At 51.2% G+C, this 14,715-nt stretch carries 15 protein-coding genes; 4 read left to right on the plus strand and 11 right to left on the minus strand.

The window, feature by feature from the left end; genetic code table 11:
• Window positions 1-69: 69 nt before the first annotated feature.
• A complete protein-coding gene (gene uxuA / locus PGR10_RS03075) occupies window positions 70-1,140 on the minus strand; it encodes a mannonate dehydratase (protein ID WP_316423880.1) in 1,071 nt (356 codons plus the stop codon).
• Window positions 1,141-1,402: 262 nt separating this feature from the next.
• Here uxuA and PGR10_RS03080 point away from each other — a divergent pair, with 262 nt between their 5' ends.
• Window positions 1,403-1,561 (plus strand): YqaE/Pmp3 family membrane protein, encoded by a 159-nt coding sequence (locus PGR10_RS03080; RefSeq protein ID WP_002903230.1) that lies wholly within the window; start codon window positions 1,403-1,405, stop codon window positions 1,559-1,561.
• Between the two features lie 54 nt (window positions 1,562-1,615).
• Here PGR10_RS03080 and PGR10_RS03085 read toward each other — a convergent pair whose 3' ends face one another.
• The 4 genes from PGR10_RS03085 to PGR10_RS03100 all read right to left on the minus strand — a co-directional run bounded on the left by PGR10_RS03085 (window position 1,616) and on the right by PGR10_RS03100 (window position 5,259).
• The gene (locus PGR10_RS03085; RefSeq protein WP_430922906.1) at window positions 1,616-2,716 is read right to left on the minus strand and encodes an NADH:flavin oxidoreductase/NADH oxidase; all 1,101 of its coding nucleotides are present in this window, start codon (window positions 2,714-2,716) and stop codon (window positions 1,616-1,618) included.
• Between the two features lie 118 nt (window positions 2,717-2,834).
• Window positions 2,835-4,448 carry an FAD-NAD(P)-binding protein gene (locus PGR10_RS03090; protein WP_430922907.1) on the minus strand — a complete coding sequence of 538 codons (1,614 nt, stop codon included), beginning with the start codon at window positions 4,446-4,448 and terminating at the stop codon, window positions 2,835-2,837.
• Window positions 4,449-4,519: 71 nt separating this feature from the next.
• Window positions 4,520-5,005 carry a GNAT family N-acetyltransferase gene (locus PGR10_RS03095; RefSeq protein ID WP_430922908.1) on the minus strand — a complete coding sequence of 162 codons (486 nt, stop codon included), beginning with the start codon at window positions 5,003-5,005 and terminating at the stop codon, window positions 4,520-4,522.
• Complete coding sequence (locus tag PGR10_RS03100; RefSeq protein ID WP_015705366.1) at window positions 4,993-5,259, minus strand: DUF1778 domain-containing protein; 267 nt, start codon at window positions 5,257-5,259, stop codon at window positions 4,993-4,995. The genes PGR10_RS03095 and PGR10_RS03100 overlap by 13 nt, the downstream gene beginning before the upstream one ends.
• Before the next feature lie 272 nt (window positions 5,260-5,531).
• On the opposite strand from PGR10_RS03100, the gene PGR10_RS03105 reads away from it, so the two are divergent.
• Window positions 5,532-6,767, plus strand: coding sequence for an MFS transporter (locus PGR10_RS03105; RefSeq protein ID WP_047067471.1), 1,236 nt, complete (start codon window positions 5,532-5,534; stop codon window positions 6,765-6,767).
• A gap of 43 nt (window positions 6,768-6,810) precedes the next feature.
• On the opposite strand, the gene PGR10_RS03110 is transcribed toward PGR10_RS03105, so the two are convergent.
• The 6 genes from PGR10_RS03110 to surE all read right to left on the minus strand — a co-directional run bounded on the left by PGR10_RS03110 (window position 6,811) and on the right by surE (window position 12,045).
• Entirely contained in the window at window positions 6,811-7,308 is a 498-nt protein-coding gene (locus PGR10_RS03110) for a GlcG/HbpS family heme-binding protein (protein WP_087860748.1), read from the minus strand.
• 95 nt (window positions 7,309-7,403) lie between these two features.
• Window positions 7,404-8,021 (minus strand): response regulator transcription factor, encoded by a 618-nt coding sequence (locus PGR10_RS03115; protein WP_430922909.1) that lies wholly within the window; start codon window positions 8,019-8,021, stop codon window positions 7,404-7,406.
• The gene (locus tag PGR10_RS03120) at window positions 8,021-9,340 is read right to left on the minus strand and encodes a sensor histidine kinase (RefSeq protein WP_430922911.1); all 1,320 of its coding nucleotides are present in this window, start codon (window positions 9,338-9,340) and stop codon (window positions 8,021-8,023) included. The genes PGR10_RS03115 and PGR10_RS03120 overlap by 1 nt, the downstream gene beginning before the upstream one ends.
• A complete protein-coding gene (locus tag PGR10_RS03125; RefSeq protein WP_213316051.1) occupies window positions 9,337-9,924 on the minus strand; it encodes a hypothetical protein in 588 nt (195 codons plus the stop codon). The genes PGR10_RS03120 and PGR10_RS03125 overlap by 4 nt, the downstream gene beginning before the upstream one ends.
• Window positions 9,925-9,945: 21 nt before the next feature.
• On the minus strand, window positions 9,946-10,899 hold the full coding sequence (locus PGR10_RS03130; RefSeq protein WP_087860752.1) for a hypothetical protein: 954 nt from the start codon (window positions 10,897-10,899) through the stop codon (window positions 9,946-9,948).
• 276 nt (window positions 10,900-11,175) lie between these two features.
• Window positions 11,176-12,045, minus strand: a complete 870-nt coding sequence (gene surE / locus PGR10_RS03135; RefSeq protein ID WP_430922912.1) for a 5'/3'-nucleotidase SurE — start codon at window positions 12,043-12,045, stop codon at window positions 11,176-11,178.
• Between the two features lie 360 nt (window positions 12,046-12,405).
• Between surE and PGR10_RS03140 the strand changes: the two genes are divergently transcribed.
• Together PGR10_RS03140 and PGR10_RS03145 are read left to right on the plus strand one after the other, a co-directional pair.
• Complete coding sequence (locus tag PGR10_RS03140; protein WP_430922914.1) at window positions 12,406-13,200, plus strand: histidine phosphatase family protein; 795 nt, start codon at window positions 12,406-12,408, stop codon at window positions 13,198-13,200.
• Window positions 13,201-13,261: 61 nt separating this feature from the next.
• Window positions 13,262-14,569, plus strand: coding sequence for an OprD family outer membrane porin (locus PGR10_RS03145; RefSeq protein ID WP_430922916.1), 1,308 nt, complete (start codon window positions 13,262-13,264; stop codon window positions 14,567-14,569).
• The last annotated feature ends 146 nt before the right edge of the window (window positions 14,570-14,715 follow it).

Genomic DNA, 14,715 nt, shown 5'->3' on the forward strand with positions numbered 1-14,715 from the left:
CATCCTCCCAACAGAGATTTTATTATATTTTCAGTGCCGGAGAACTCCGGCACCTGAGTGAAGAGCGGATCAGGCGTGCTGGTTTTCCAGCGCTTCCCATAATCCCAGTAGGTAAGTGGCGCCGAGCGCGCGATCGTATAAACCGTATCCCGGACGGCCGGTTTCTCCCCAGATAAAACGGCCATGATCGGGACGAATATAGCCGTCGAAGCCGTTGTCGTGCAGCGCCTGCATCACCCGGTACATATCGAGCGAGCCGTAGCGGGTAGGGTGCGCCGATTCGTAGAAATCTTTGTCTTTTATGATTTTAATATTTCTGACATGAGCGAAATGAATGCGCCCGCGCTGGCTGAATTCCGCGAGGATTTGATAAACGTTATTTTGCGGCTCCTCGGCAATAGAGCCGGTACATAAGGTAATACCGTTTGCCGGTGAATCCACCGCGCGACACAACCAGTCGAGATCGTCGCGGTTTTTAATAATGCGCGGCAGACCAAAAATGGAGTACGGCGGATCGTCAGGATGAATGGCCATTTTCACGCCGACCTCTTCGCAGACCGGGATAATTTTCTCCAGGAAATAGAGCAGATTTTCTCGCAGTTTGTCGTCATCGACCGCTTTATAGCTGTCGAATAGCGTCTGTACCTGCGCTAAACGTTCGGGCTCCCAGCCCGGCAGGGCATAGCCGTTGGCGTTGCTGAGCACTTCCGTAACGACCTGTTCCAGCGTTTTATCGATGCCGGCTTTTTCAAAAGCCATCGTCAGCGACCCGTCCGCCAGCCGGTAGTTCATGTCGGTTTTCATCCAGTCGAAAACCGGCATAAAGTTGTAGCAAATGACCTTAACGCCAAAGGCGGCGAGGTTACGGATAGTTTGCTGATAGTTGGCGATATAGCGATCGCGCTCCGGCAGCCCGATTTTAATCGCGTCGTGAATATTCACGCTTTCGATAACTTCCATCGTCAGGCCGTTAGCGTGGGCCTGCTCGACTAACGCCTTAATTTTCTCCCGTGGCCAGACTTCGCCAACCGGAACGTCGTACAGCGCGCCGACCACACCTTCCACCCCCGGAACCTGACGGATCTGCTCAAGAGTGACTTTATCTTCGTCTGGTCCAAACCAGCGCATCGTCATTTGCATGAAAACTTTTCCTTACCGCGTTGTTTATAGTCTACTACCATACAAGTTAGATTAAGGATAACGACAATGCGGTGAGGGGGACATGATCGAACTCACAAAACCATACATCGGCTGAATTGCACACTCACTGAAGGAATACTCATTACAAGATGCGTAAAATCGGGTAAAAGGGGCGGCTAACGTGGCGGCATCAGGTAGAATTACTATGCTTAGAGACGAGGTCTCTTTTTTAAGTCGTTAATTTTGTTTGTATGGAGAGTGTATGGGTTTCTGGAGAATCGTATTTACTATCATCCTGCCGCCGCTGGGCGTACTGCTGGGTAAAGGTTTCGGCTGGGCATTCATTCTGAATATAATTCTGACCTTGCTGGGCTACATTCCTGGTCTCATCCACGCGTTCTGGGTGCAAACCCGCGATTAACCCTGCCGTAATCTAGCGGCGCTGATGCGCCGCTATCATTCATATCGTTAAGCTTCAGCGATTAGCTTTTAACGTGCCTTTCAGCCCATGCGGTTCTGAACGCAGGTATTGCGGCGGCACGCTAACCTGGGCCCCCAGAGCCGCCGCAGCCTGCCACGGCCAGTGTGGGTTGTAGAGCGCTGCGCGGGCGATGGCAATCAGATCGGCGTCGCCGTTTTGCAGTGCATCTTCAGCCTGCTGCGGTTCGGTAATTAACCCTACGCCAATGACCGGAACGTTAACCTGCTGGCGGATTTCATGGGCGAACGGTAATTGATAGCCAGGACCGACCTGAATCGCCTGCTGCGGCGACAACCCGCCGCTGGAGACGTGAATATAGTCGCAACCCAGTGCTTCAAGCTGCTGACTAAAGACGATGGATTGCGCGGTATCCCAACCGCCGTCTACCCAGTCTGTCGCCGAAAGTCGCACGCCGACGGCGATATTTTCGCTGACCGCCTCCCGTATTGCCTGGAAAACCTCCAGCGGGAAACGTAAGCGGTTTTCCAGTGAACCGCCGTATTCATCTGTACGCTGGTTGCTCAACGGAGAGAGGAACTGATGCAGCAGGTAGCCGTGCGCGGCATGCAGCTCTATCAGTTCAATTCCCAGGCGTTCGGCGCGCCGCGCGCTATCAACAAAGGCTTGCTTAAGCCGCGCCAGATCGTCATGGCTCAGCGCTTTTGGCGCCCGGTCGCCGTCATGAAATGCCAGCGCGGATGGGGCGACGGTTTGCCAGCCGCCGTTATCCAGCGTCAACTGACCGCCGCCAAGCCAGGGTGCAGCGACGGAGGCTTTGCGCCCGGCATGTCCCAGCTGGATACCGATGCGGGTTGTTGAATAGGCGCGAACATCTTCCAGCACTCGGTACAGGGCGGCTTCGGTTTCATCGTCCCACAAGCCGACGTCCGCCGGGGAAATGCGGCCCGCAGGCTCGACGGCGCTGGCTTCAATAATCACCAAACCGGCGCCGGAAAAAGCCAGCTGTCCAAGATGAATGCGGTGCCAGGCGGTCGCCTTGCCATTATCCGCGGAGTACTGGCACATCGGGGCGATGACAATACGGTTTTCCAGCTCCAGTTTGCCAATTCGCGCAGGGCTAAATAGTTGACTCATAAGTACCTCGTAAGAGTTGTGCTGCCTGATGACCTTTAGTTGTAACATGCCTGAATGACGGCCTCTTTTCCGTTGTTGCGCTTAAGAGGCTGTTAGTTGTTAATCGCATGCTAATGGATCACCAATCATGACTGAACCACAGCTTACGCCGATGTCCGCTGGCCTGCTGTGAAACCGCTCTGGCCATTGCGGCGCCGATCTCCGCGCTGGCGACGAGCCCCTGAACGAAAGGACGGTCATGCATCAGCCACGGCAGCGCGCCGAAGGCAATGCGGCCGCGAGCGCACGCTGGCGCCTGCAGGGTGTAGTCATCACCGATATCCGGGATTTCATCACCGCAGGCGAGAAGCTGCTGGCGCAGCGTCGGGAAAGGGATGTCTTTACTCTTCAGCGCCTTTTGGCCTCTGGCGTCAATAAAGACGTCAAATTCGCTGCGTTGGTTATGGTGGTGGATGACCGTCAGCTGTGGTTGAACCTCCAGTTGATAATCGGACCCCAGCGGCAAAATACTAATAACCCCGGCCTCCCGTAACGCCAGCAGACGGCGAATCGATTCCGACGGAATGGCCGCGTAATTATCGATAAATATCCGGGCGAGCCCTGTTTTAAAGCGTTCGCGGTCGCGTTCATCAAGATGCGGCGTAATCGTCTCAATGACTTCATGCAGACGAAGAATGGTATACCGCCACGGCACGGTATGCTGTTGCTGTTTATTGCGTTCCACTTCCTGCAAATTGACATGTGCCCAGGCGAAGGGATCGTGTCGTTTTCTGTCGATAAACCAGGCGTCGCTGAACGTATCCGCGGTCAACTGGCGCAAGCCTATCTGCCTGCACCATTGCGGCGCGGCGAGCTCCAGCTCTTTGACGATAAGCTGGAATACGCGATCCAGCAATCCCTCGCTCCCCTCAGCGATGGCCGCTTCCAGCGCCTGATGGGTGACTATCTCCAGCGGTTCATAGGGGATGGGGCAGTAGAAATCGGCCTCGGGCAGAATGCCATTTCGCGACATCAGTGTGATGTGGAGTTTATGGCTCGCGTCATTCAGCCGAAAATGGACGCTCTCATCGGCGTCAGCCGAAAAATGGCCATGCTGAATGACGACGGCGACGGCGGCATCAATACCGCTGAGTGACGTTCCCATAATACCGACCCGACACGGCGCGATCTGCGCCTGCATCAGACCGCTCCAGGGGCTGGGATAATATTCGCGGGGGGAATCATCGTCCTGCGGCCAGAGATGTCCGGTGGCGATAACGGCAAAATCCGCGCGTTCCGCTGTGGGCGCATGGTTAACCCACAGTTTGACGCCATCCTGTTCCGCCTGGAGATCGGTCACCTCGCAGGACTCGCGCACGCTAACGTTGAAACCCGCTAACCTTGCTTTCTCCAACACCGCCAGGAACCGATCGCGATAATAGTCGCCGAGGATCACGCGCGGTAAAAATTGCCGCTCATGTAAGGCCTCACGCTCAATGCCATGCCGGGTGAGCCAGTCTTCGCTCTGATTTTGTAGCCACGTCAGATAGGTAATATAGATGGGGGGAATTTCGATACTGGCGATATTCGCCAGCATTTGCGCTGAGTTATGCTCATCGTTATAAGGCATTCCGACGCCAGCCTCTTCACCCTGCTCGTAGAGCACTATCTCCAGCGGCTCACCCCGTTCAACCAGGGAATGAAAAGTATAGATCCCGGTCGGTCCAATGCCGACAATCGCCACTTTCTTCATCGTTATCCTTCCTTTGGTGTGATTCCCGAACTGAAAGATAAGTGTGGTAGAGAAAATGACGAAAGGTGGAGTTATTTAGGCAACGCGAGGAAAAGAGTGCGTTCCTGGGTGGTTGAGGCTTTAAATCCGTGGTGTAGATAGAATCGTTTCGCGCTATCGGTCAGGGCATGGACCATCAGGGCACGTACGCCAACATTTTCGGCAACGCGATAACTGCGTAACAGCGCATCATGGAGTAGATCAGCCCCCAGCCCCTGTCCGTGAAAAGCGCAGTCGATCGCCAGGCGGGCGAGAATGATGACCGGGATAGGATCGGGCATATTACGCCGCAGGCCGCCAGTGGCTTCCGTGTGATTAACGCTGCCGGTTGCCAACGAATAAAACCCCACCACCTGGTGGCTATCTTCCTTGGAGACCACGAAGGTTCTCGCGGCGCCCTGAGCCTGGTTTTTCATTCCTCGCTGTTTTAGCCATTGATCGAGAACCGTTTCTCCGCAACAAAATTCCGCAATCTGATGGTATGAGGATAGCGGTGCAGGCGCGCTTACTTTTCCCATTGCGGCTTTCTCGCCAGCAATTTATCGAGAGCGGGGTTAGCTTCAACCGGCGCATCCAGCATGTCGATAAATTCGGCGTATTGCTCATCGCTTAAGTTAAACACCCGACGGTCGAGAATAACGTTTTCTGCCGCCTGGCAGGCCATCTCAAGGATAAAGTCGGTCCGCGATTTGTGCAGAATTTCAGCGGCCGCATCAATCAGCGCCCGCTGGGACTCCTTCGCCCGGATGTTGAGTTGGATATCTGATTTCATATTCTTTTCCTGTATAGCAATTGGTATACAGCTCATTGTAGAACAGCCGTATATCAAATGCTATACATTCTGCCAGCGCGGAATATCAGGGGACATATACTTAATTTGAAACAAATTAGCATGCTAATTAACTTGCAGCCATACGATTATTGGGTGTATTTAACATATGGGTAACTTAAGAAACTTTACATTTACATATGCAGTTGGCCCTGCATGTTCATTCGGGTAGCTGCTACATCTCCAGGCCGCTGTGCCAGGATAGGGATAACACGATGTTAGGCTGGACTTCACTACAGCGCAATGCCGCCATTGCCAGCTTCTTAAGCTGGACACTTGATGCCTTCGATTTTTTCCTCCTTGTATTCTTACTGAGTGACATTGCTCAGACGTTTCACGTTGGGCTGGAAAAGGTCACGCTGGCGATATTACTGACGCTTGCCGTACGGCCTATCGGCGCGCTCATTTTTGGACGGCTCGCCGAGAAATATGGCCGTAAGCCGATCCTGATGTTGAATATCATCTTCTTTTCGATATTCGAGCTGCTGTCTGCTGCGGCGCCCTCATTAACAATTTTTCTGGTTTTAAGAGTGCTATATGGCGTGGCGATGGGCGGTATTTGGGGCGTGGCGTCGTCGCTGTCAATGGAAACTATCCCGGACCGTTCCCGTGGGCTAATGTCGGGAATTTTCCAGGCCGGTTATCCGTTTGGCTATCTGATTGCCGCCGTCGCTTATGGGCTGCTATTTGATTTACTCGGCTGGCGCGGGATGTTTGTCATCGGGGCTGCGCCTATTTTGCTGCTGCCGTTTATCTGGTTTTGCGTGCAGGAGTCACCGGTATGGCTAGCGTCACGGGCGAAAAAGGAGAGCACGGCGCTACTGCCGGTACTGAAAACGCACTGGAAATTGTGCTGTTATCTGGTGGTACTGATGGCGGCGTTCAACTTCTTCTCCCACGGCACCCAGGATCTGTATCCGGTATTTTTGAAAGTGCAGCATGGCTTTGATCCGAAAACGATCAGTATTATTGCGGTCACTTACAATATTGCGTCGATCATCGGCGGGGTGCTGTTCGGTTCGCTTTCCGAGAAGATTGGCCGTAAAAAGGCCATTATTACCGCCTCGCTGCTGGCGCTACCGGTTATCCCGCTGTGGGCATTCGCTAGCGGTTCACTGATGCTGGGAATCGGCGCATTCCTGATGCAGTTTATGGTTCAGGGCGCCTGGGGCGTGGTCCCGACCTATCTAAATGAACTGGTTCCCGCGAATACCCGGGCGGTGCTGCCGGGCTTTGTGTATCAACTGGGTAATCTTATCGCTTCGGTTAATGCGACTTTACAGGCGACGATTGCGGAACACCATGGACAGAACTATGGGCTGGCGATGGCAATCGTTGCCGGTACGGTGGCGATCATTATCGCGATACTGACCTTCTTTGGTCAAGAAAGTCGGGCGAAGAAGATAAGCGGGGCGGTTGAGCAAAACGCCATGCAGCATGTGAGTCGGTAACACGCTATGGCAAAGCGGGTAGCAATAGTCTACCCGCTTTGGATTAGCCCTGGTTAAGTTCGCCTTCGATAGATTTCAACCCAGCCATCGCGCAAGCTTCGTCGAAATTTCCCCCCGGCGCGCCGCCGACGCCAACCGCGCCAATGACCTGATCTCCCATCTTAACCGGCACTCCTCCAGCTAACAGCAGGAAGTCTGGTATATCACGCAGGTTCGCGGCCCCAGCGTTAGACTGAGAACCTTTCATGACATTGCTGGTGGCATTTTTAGTGGTTAGCGCGGTGAACGCTTTCATACGGCTGGCTTCGACGGTGTGCGGGCCGGCATTATCCATTCTCTTCATTAATAGCGGCGTACCGGCACGGTCGACCACAGTAACGGCGACGTTGTAGCTGTCTTTGGCGCAGGACTGTAGCGTGCTTTGCGCGATTTTATCCGCGAGCTCCACTGACAAATTTTTCTGGCTGAGAACGCCCGTGGCGGCGCTTGCGGTAGTGACCAGGCTGCCGAGCAGGATGGCGCTTAGAAGGATACGTTTCATAGTGATGCTCCGTCGTGTTGAGTGGCGATAGGGCAATACTAGAGGGCAGGGAGCATGGCGACTATTGCCGCGAATACGGAACGTACCAGGTATTTTTACTTAGACGTGCTGGCGACATCAGCGTAAATCTTCAACAGTTTGGGCAGCGAGTTAACTTCAAGCTTGCTAAAAATATTGGCGCGATGCGCTTCGACGGTACGCGGCGAGAGTGAACATATACGGGCAATTTCTTTACTGGAGTAGCCCTGGATCAGCTGCTGGAGCATTTCATGCTCGCGTGCAGTTAGGGTGGCGAGTTTTTCCTGCAGCGGCAGTAATTTCTGTTGTTGTTCGAGGTGCGCGCTTTGCTGCGCCATCGCTTCGCCAACCACTTCGAATAACAGGTCGGCATCAATGGGTTTGGTTAAAAATTCAAATGCGCCATTTTTGAAGGCGCGACGGCATAAATCAATATTACCGTGCCCGGTCATAATAATAACCGGTAAGGTTAGACCTAACTGGCGCCACTCATCGAGCAGCGTCAACCCGGTTTTCCCCGGCATGCGAATATCCAGCAGCATACAACCGGTTAATTCGGCGAGATTCCCTGCCTGATGTTGAAAAGCGTGTGCGCTATCAAACGCCTGCGTCTGCCAGCCAACGGTTGAGAGCAGCAGACTTAATGAATCGCGTATTGCCGCATCGTCATCAATTAACCAGATATACTGCTCCATCACTTCTCCTCATTGCGCAGCGGAAACCATAACCGGAAGCAGGCGCCTTGTCCGGTGATATTGCTCGCTTCTATCGTGCCATTAAGACGCTGAACAAGGGTATCCGCAAGGGCCATGCCGAGTCCCACACCATCAGTACGGGTGGTATAAAACGGTATAAAAACCTGCTCAAGCGCTTCAGATGACAACCCTGGTCCGCCATCAGTAAGAGTTAAGGCGATACCGTTATTGACCCGCTCGGCTTGCAGATGGATCCACGCGCTACCTGGAACATTTGCGCTTTGCGCCTGAATGGCATTGCTAACGATATTATGCAGAATTTGCTCTACCCATAGCAGCGGCGCTGGAAGCGCGGGTAGGTCCGACGGAAAATGGCTGGAGACGCGAACTTTCCCCGCGCTGATCTCGTTATCCAGCAATTCGCAAACGCGTAGCCACAGAGACGGAAGGTCCACCGGCTGATATTCGGCGCGCTTACTAGTGAGCTTGAGACGAAACTGGCTGAGCAGGGCGTCAATGCGTTTTATCTGCAACACTGAGGCCTCAAGCAGTTCGGGGATCTTTACGGGATCGTTTTTTTTAATCAGGCGCACAGCCGCCTGGTTATAGCTCATGATGGCGGTCAACGGTTGATTAAGCTCATGTACGATGCCGGCGGCCAGTTCGCCCATGGTATTAAGACGAGTGAGTTCGCCATAGCGAGAGCGTAAATCGGCGATATCCCGTCGGCGTTTATTGGTTCGATACTGATTAACGAGATAGATAATCACCGCCCAGAACAGTGCTGGTGAAAGTATCAGCCACCACGGCAGTTGATGCCACTGCGGGTTATCGCCTGCGCTAATTAGCAGAGGTTGTGTTGGGCTGGCGACAGTTTTCTCCCAACGCCACCAGGTGTTGGCAGAGGCGGTACCTTCCTCAAACAACGTGGTACCGTCCCAACGAATGGCAAGATGTTTGAACGTTTTTTTCTCATTGAGACTGTTAAGTAGGGTGTTCAAATCAATCAGCAGGGAGATGCCCGGAAGATTCAGCCAGTAGCGTGCGGGGCTTTGCGCGACGATGGGGCGTCGCGGCTCCAGGGAATCATAGCGCCGCCATTGCACGATCTGCGGCAGGATCTGCTGGACTTCGGCGGCATTTTGACCGGCCGGAAGTAGGGGGATGATGGCATCGTGCTGCGACACCTTTACCGTGATTTCGCGATACAGGATGCGGAAGTCGGCGGAGCGCGCGTCATATTGCTGTTGAAGAAACCAGGCGCCAAGCCCCGTTGCGCTTAGCAGTGTGAGTATGAGCCAGCAGAGGATTTTTATCATATCGCATTTTGTGCATGATGTTTTAATTGCCAGCGCCAAACTCGATTATGTAAATAAAATGCTGAGGTTTTTACAAACATAGCGCTGTTAATCAGTTTGATGCTCCCAGCGCTAAACAATACACCAACCAAAGCGCTTATAAGCAAACCGGCATGCCCACCAAATATGAATACCGAAATGAATGCGTAAATGAGATTTCCCGCGGCGAGCGCGGCGGTCAGGAAAATCAGACCTAGATAGAACTTAAGCGCCGCCAGAAAACCTCGAGAGAACAGCGTCATCGACGGGAAGATCAGCAGACAGTAGAGTAAACCTGTGGGGATGATACCAGCAAAAACAGCATGCGCGGGCCAGGAAAACCACTGAAAGATGGCTCCCCAAAGCGTTAGCTGCGGCATAGCAAAACTTATTACGCTTAACAGCGCGCTTAAAATAAAAGGCACGCCAGCCGTATGCAACCCGACAGGGGTTTCCATACGCTCCATCAAGTACATTTTCGCGGACTCTAACTGCTTAGGATCCTGCTCCTTTATCCTTTGCTCAACGATGGTGCCCAGTTTGAGACTGTCATTAATATATTTCATTATGCCGAGTGCTTTAACTATCTAAAATGAGAACGACTGTATAACGCCGATGACGTACTTACCGGATTGCGACACATTTTGCGGATGGCGTATTGTTCCGGTGAGCGCGCTCCCCGCGAAGGCTGAGGTATTAATAACCGCATTCGTTAATTCGCGCTGCAAAGAACGCTGTATTGCCTCAGACGGGAAACGCTTAGGGTAAAGCTGCGCCTGCATGGCCGCCTTAATTCCACCGTTAGAAATTCCTGGATTTTGGGCGCGGATGATTTCTTCTGTAATACGCTTACGTTCGGCCCGGCTCAGACTTTTGAGCCAGTTTATCGCCCCGGAGGAGGAACTGGCTTTCATTAATTTATATGTTGCAATGGTACTTTTTAAACCCGCCCCAGCGCCAGCTAAAGAAACGATATCCAAGGCTGTTGAGGTTGCGGTATACCAGTCCTGGCTGTCAAGCCAGGCAATATCCTCCTCATGGCCGATACCGATAGCTAACAGACGTCCGCTACCGATAAAACACTGTAAACCGGTAGCCACACCACCTGCAGTGATCATTGCTGCCACCACGCCTGAGGCTCCGGCGGTGAGGGGGATGGCCGCGCCAGCTCCAAGCGCTAAAAAGACAGTGACCACGGCAGCACCGCAGGCTATAGCCGTGGAGGTAATTTCATTAGCCAGTGACGGTGCTTGTAGCGTTTTGATCGTGGCTTTTGCGGCATTGTGCGGCGTCGAGGATGCAATTTTTGTCACGATAACATGGCTAACGCTACTTTGGTTTGGTGTGGCGATTCTACGTGAAGGGCGCACAAGCCAGCGATTCATTCCGTCGGAATAGATTATCCCGGCTTGAGAGAAATCACGGGAGCAGTCCAGTTGTGCGGCCAGCGCGGTAAAATCAAAATCACTACCAGAGGCTAGTCCCAGGCTACGAGCAAACCCATAGTCGGGCAGATTTGAAGAATGTGCAGGGAAGGTCATGAGCTGCTCGCTACGTGAATTGTGGAATTATAGAAAAATGAGGTTAGATGTTAAAAAAACCATAAACAACCAGGAATAGTCCGAAACAGACTAACTTTTGAACTCAATCAAGTATTTACCTGATATTGGAACGGTACGCGTCATACAGTACGGATGAGGGCTTAAGCAATATAATTAGGCGGTGATGAAAAATTGAAAACATCGCCTGCCAGCGATTTAGTGTGTCGCCGGCAGGAACGAAGTGGATGGTACAAAGTTGTGAAATAAACTGGTGAATTATTTATTCAGCAGTTCTTCATATTGCGCCTGAAATTGCGGCGCGTTCGTTGCCCCATCAAAGAGGGTGTAGGTGATATAACCTTTATTAAGCCAGCCGGAATCGGTATCGTTCTCAACGTTCTTTAACGATGCCGGGTTGATGATTTGTTTGGCGCGTCCATCAGGCAAAATATCATAACCAATCTGTGGGGTAGGGAACATCTCATTTTCGATATAGTGTACACCTTTAATTTTTGATTTTGGCAGCGGCGGATAGTTAATGCTTAAGCCCGATCCTTTAGGCACTAAAGGTGAACCAGGAACATGATTACGATTCAGCGTATCAACAACCTCAACCACATAATCCACCGCATCAGGCCAATATTTATGTGTGCTTGGCCATTTATTCTTCATTTCATCTTCGGTAAAGATATACCCAATGCTGGCCGCAATCGCCGGGAAACCATAACGTACAGCCCTGGCTGCCGCACTTACCGTCCCTGAATTGACCTGGGCCATCCCGGTATTCGGGCCATCGTTGACGCCAGAGATAACCAGGTCCGGCTGATTATTAATGAGTAGTCCCCGTAAGCCGAAATCAACCGCATCAGCGGGCGTTCCCGGGAAGCAGTAGCGTTTATCAGCAGCTTTCTTTACATCAAAGATTTTACCCGTTTTGAAGGTAATGGCCGAACCGATGCCGCTCTGATTGGTGGCAGGAGCGACCATCCATACCTCAAAACCTTTTTGCATGAGTTTTTCCTGAAGCGAAATACTGCCCGGGGATTCGCAACCATCGTCGTTGACAATCAAAATTTTTAGCGGCGCGGCGCTTGCGGTAAAGGCGAATGCAGAGACCAGCGCAACGGCAATACATGATTTATTCATCGTAACTCCTGTTATTCATGAGGGTAACTAAAATGCAAAAAAAAACCTAAGGCCGCTCCTGCAACGAGTACAGAAACGGCCTTAGGTTTTGCCTGAAACAGTAACAATCCCAAGAGAATTTAAAATACGTACTGCAGATATTAACGTCCAGATGGGAATACGGTTGATATGAGGAGGATCACAATTATATAAATCATCGTTATAGATTAAGTGCAATTCAAAAGCATTAGTGATAGGGTCCGTAATAGCTGGATTGTTACTGTATCAACAGGCAAAACCTACGTTTTCTTCTCCACCTGCATGCCAGGGCGCTGAAGAGTACGTAGGTTTTTTTTTGGCTATGAAAAAGGATTCTTTAAAATGAATAAATTATTTCTGGGTGTCTTAATGGCAGTTACTGCCATTACCAGTCCACTGCTGATGGCGAAAAGTAACGATAAAAATGACCAGGAGGTCATCAATATTTATTTTGCGCGTCATGGGAAAACGCTGCTTAATTCGTTTGACCGCGTGCAAGGTTGGATTGATTCCCCATTGACCAAGGATGGGGTGCAGGTTGCTCAATATTTAGGTGAGGGACTCAAAGGGATAAAGTTTGATCGTTTTTATTCCAGCGATGCCGGACGGCAGCGCGAAACCATGGCAGTGATTCTTAAACAGGCTGGCGTAACGGATTATCATTTAACAGAAATGACAGGCCTGCGAGAGGCGTTTTTTGGTGGTTTTGAAGGCGGTTATAATGTCGACATGGCCAATGCAGGCGCACACGCACTTGGAATGACGGACAGTGAATCGCTTTTTAAGGCGATGAAAGCAGGCACGCTCTCGGTAAGGGAAAGTCAGAACGCGCTGGCCAAGTCCGATCCAAAACAGCTAGCGGAAGACTATGAGCAAGTAAAAGAACGGACACAAGCTGCACTGGCAACTATTGTAGAAAATGCCCAAAAAGAGGGTGATAAAAATATTCTGGCCATTTCTTCAGGTACCGCGATTCAGATAATGATTTCCGATCTGACGGACGACCCGGCCAAAAATCTGCCATTGTCGAATGCTGCGGTGGTGAAAATCACTTATCACGATGGTAAATACAGTGTGCCAGAAATTGGCACCATGAAATACGTTGAAGCAGGCAAGGCTTCACTAAACCATAAATAATCTGACAGTTTAGTTTTCCGCCATAAATGTGCTATGGCGGATCTTTTCTCAGGAAATAAAAATGTTTAAAAATATAACTGCCGCGTTAATAGCGTGCGGGCTGGTTACGCCTGTATGGGCCGCTACAGACGCTATTTTTGAAGATCCTTTTTTTACTGACTCACAGCTCACTGTCTCTGCAAAGAATTATTGGAAATATCTTAAGGAGGAAAATACCAACCCGAAACATGTACACAACGCCTGGGGGCAGGGATTTTCAGCAGAATACCAGTCTGGTTATTTATCCGATATTATCGGCTTCGATGTGTCATATTATAGCGCGATAAAGTTGGGCGCCAGCGACTATTTCAACTCCCGCGGCGTACTTTATAATAATGGTACAGGTAACAAAAAAAGCAACGCCGAAGGGTATTCAAAGTTCGGCCAACGTAACGTGAAGCTTAACTACACGCTTTCTGGGGCTCAGTTAAACGCGCGCTGGGGATGGCAGATGCTGAAAAATTATGGCGTTATTTCAACGTCCAACCGGCTTTCTCCAACAACGTATTCCGGCGTAAGCAGTGCTGTAAGCTACGGCCCATTTACCATAAGAGGGGCCTGGCTTGAAAATTCCATGGACAGAAACTCACCAGATAAAAAGCGATTTCAGACTAATACCGGTGAATATATTAGCCACCTGGCAAGCGGAGAAATTCTTTGGCGGGGGAAAATTTTTGATGCACAGTATGCTTATGGTGAGAGTAAAAACTACCTGCAACGGCACCTGCTGTTTACTCAGTTTCGGGCGGATTCGCAGCTAACGATTGGAACGCAAGTCTACGGCACCCACGCGTTGGAAAGTTACCGCGCAATGCCCGCGAGTAAACGGGATTTTGACAATAATGCCTGGCATTTTGCGCTGGATGCGACCTGGAAAGGTGAACGCTGGAATAGCAAAATGGGCATTGGCTACACCAATGCTAAAAAAACAGGTGAAGTCGGGTTTTATCCACGCCACATGAGTAAAAATTCCCGGGGAACATTTATTTCCATGGCCTACGCTGGCGACGATTACATGCGTGATGGGGAACTGGTGCTGGCGAACATCACCGAATATCGATTAACCCCTGAATTAGCCGTTGGCCTGGCGGGAAACATCGGGCAATTTAACTATAAAGGGAATCACGTGCGCACCGGGGAGATCAATGCCTTTAGCCGTTGGGTTCCAACGCAGTCCATGTTTAAAAACTTCACTTTTTGGGCGATGTTCGGGCCAGGATGGTCATACAAGACGCAGGGAAAAACGCCAGTCCTTACGGACGGCTATTACACACGTACAAACACGCTGTCGTCGGAAGTGATCATGGAATATCGATTCAAGGTGTTCTGATTGCGATGGTATGCAAAACGATGCGAAGCCGCTCGGAAGCGATAGCGAACGATGAGCGGTGTTGATAACGATTTTTAAACGCGGTCAGCAAACGTTGTTGTCCGCGATTAATCTGACAACTGGCGATTGCCGTTGGCCAAAGTGCA

This window comes from Klebsiella sp. 141198 (assembly GCF_050600785.1).
GTDB classification, from domain to species: Bacteria; Pseudomonadota; Gammaproteobacteria; order Enterobacterales; family Enterobacteriaceae; genus Klebsiella; species Klebsiella aerogenes.